2 protein-coding genes and 1 pseudogene are annotated in these 2,296 nt (G+C 64.9%); 2 read left to right on the forward strand and 1 reads right to left on the reverse strand.

The window, feature by feature from the left end:
• Both AC11W3_RS06025 and AC11W3_RS06030 read left to right on the forward strand, forming a co-directional pair.
• Window positions 1-172 (forward strand): annotated as a pseudogene (locus AC11W3_RS06025) (IS5/IS1182 family transposase); the annotation flags it as partial.
• A gap of 449 nt (window positions 173-621) precedes the next feature.
• A complete protein-coding gene (locus tag AC11W3_RS06030; RefSeq protein WP_484092648.1) occupies window positions 622-981 on the forward strand; it encodes a hypothetical protein in 360 nt (119 codons plus the stop codon).
• On the opposite strand, the gene AC11W3_RS06035 is transcribed toward AC11W3_RS06030, so the two are convergent.
• Window positions 971-2,287, reverse strand: coding sequence for an IS701 family transposase (locus tag AC11W3_RS06035; protein ID WP_484092649.1), 1,317 nt, complete (start codon window positions 2,285-2,287; stop codon window positions 971-973). The genes AC11W3_RS06030 and AC11W3_RS06035 overlap by 11 nt on opposite strands.
• Between the last annotated feature and the right edge of the window lie 9 nt (window positions 2,288-2,296).

Consider the following 2,296-nt stretch of genomic DNA (forward strand, 5'->3'; position numbering starts at 1 on the left):
CACCCTCAACGCGCTGCATGCCGCCACTCGCGCCCTGGCTGAACGCGGCAACGCCCTGCTCAAGACCACCTTCACCGCCCTACACCGGGTCAGCCTGGGTCCGTGGCGGATCGGTGCAATCACCGCCGCCGCGTTGGTGCTCCTACACCACCAGCACGACCGCACAACATGATCAACCCAGTGCCCAAGGCCGCTACTGGGAAAGGCTCAATGCCGGAGCGGGCCTAGCGTTGGCGCGCTTGCGGCAGACCGATCGGTCGAACTCATCGCCTCGTCTTAGTGGTTCTCCCGCCCGATGGCATCGCGATCCGAGATCGTGCAATTCCTGATGCGGAAAGTGACCTCTAGTGGTCATTTCGTGAGGAGACTCCCGACGACGGGCAGAGGGTTGTGTGACAACTGCAACCCACAACACGCCCCTCGCAATAGCGAGAATGGCAACCGGCGAAACCCCCACCAATGATCACCCAACAACGTCAACATAAGACCCACTTCTGTGGGGTGGTACGGGAAGTGGCAAGTTGGACTCATAGATCGAGTAAGCCGCCCTTTGGAACATTAGCGTTTCGGGCCGTGCCCCTTACTCGGAAGCATCCCGAAGACAAATCCCAACTATGGAGTTTGAGAAGGTCAATCCGGTGCTACCTCGACGAGATCGATGAGATCGTCAGCGTGCTTCGCCAACTATCCGAGAACGAAAAAGAGGTGATGGCAGACACCTCCGACTTCTCCGGATCGATCGTGAGGGCGGAGGAACTCAAAGGAGCAGGACCAATACAACAACTAACTTTGTCCGTGAAATGTCTCACAGTTGAAATTGCGCCTCGGCCCCACACTGTCGTGAATTCAAAAGACGACCTCAGGGTGGTGGGCGCCGCACAGAGAATCCAAGCAATCCTGATGAAAGCTCCACAACAGCTTCCATGGCACGACCCCTTTACTGTTCTACCCCTGCAACCGGACTTCGTGATCATTCGGTGAGGGTTTGTCGCTGGTAGTGGCGGGTGCGGGCTCGGGCTTGTGCGTGTCGTCGCCAGTGTGACCAGTGCAGGGCGTGGCTGATGGTGGGGGTCGGGGGGGCGGTTAGGGCTTGCAGGAGGCGGCGGGCCTCGCCGCAGGTCAGCCTGATCAGGGTTGCGGCTGGGCTGGTGCTGGTGGTGCTGGCGGCGGTGACGGCGAGAAAGGCGTGGGCAAGCATCGCCAGAACAGTCCAGCGGCGCCAGGAGGTCCAGCGGCGGACCTGGTGTTCGTCAAGTGCGGTCAGGCCTTTGCCGGCTTGGAAGGCTTCCTCGATGGTCCAGCGGCGGCCGGCGACGGTGACCAGCGCTGACAGCGGGACGGGGGTGGGAGTCCAGGTGCGGTAGAACGCCATCTCACCGGTGTGCCGGTGGCGGCGCACGAGCAGGGCGTGGTGCCCGCCGTGGCGGTCGTAGTCGCTGTCGGTGAGGTGCAGGCCGATCAGGGCCCAGTCGTAGCAGCGGTGGCCATGGGCTTCGGCGGCTTGTCGGTGCCAGGCCAGCTGCGGGTGGACGGCCAGGTCGACCGCCCGGCGGATGCCGAGCGCGGTGCCGACCTGGTGGGAACGGGCGATGGTCAGCACGTAGCCCAGTCCCCGGGCGCGCAGATCACAGCGTAGGTGGGGGTCGTTGCCGTAGACCTCGTCGCCGGCGAACCAGCGTGCCTGGACCCCGGCGTCCAGGGCCCGGGTGACCATCTGGCGGGCCAGCGCAGGCTTGGTCGCGAACGCCACCTCCGCAGGGACACCGGCCCGTTGGCGGCGATTCGGATCATCGGCCCAGGTCGCCGGCAGGTAGAGCTCCTGGTCGATGAACGCGTGCCCGCGAGGCCTGGCGTAGACCAGGTAAACCGCGACCTGGGCGTTGTCGATCCGACCGGCGGTACCGGTGTACTGCCGCTGCACTCCTACCGTCGCGGTGCCCTTCTTCACATCACCGGTCTCATCGGCGACCAGCACGGCATCACGCCCCTGCGGGTCGTCGGGATCGCTCAGATGCTCGAGGACATAGCTGCGCAGGTCGTCCCGCACGCCGTCCTCGTCCCAGACCGCAGCGGCAAGCAAGTGCTGCATCGCATCCGGGCCGGCGTGACCGGCGTGCTCGGCGATCGTCCAACAGTTCGTCCGCGGCAACCCTGCCAGCAACCCGGCCACGAACGAGCGGGCGTGCCGACGGGGCTCGGGCCGGAAGAACCGACCTCCGACACGCAACATCAGCTCCGACAGCTCCCGCTGCCACCGGTCAACCCCTACACTGGCGGCCGCAGCCACCGCACGATC

The organism is Geomonas sp. (genome assembly GCF_056994735.1).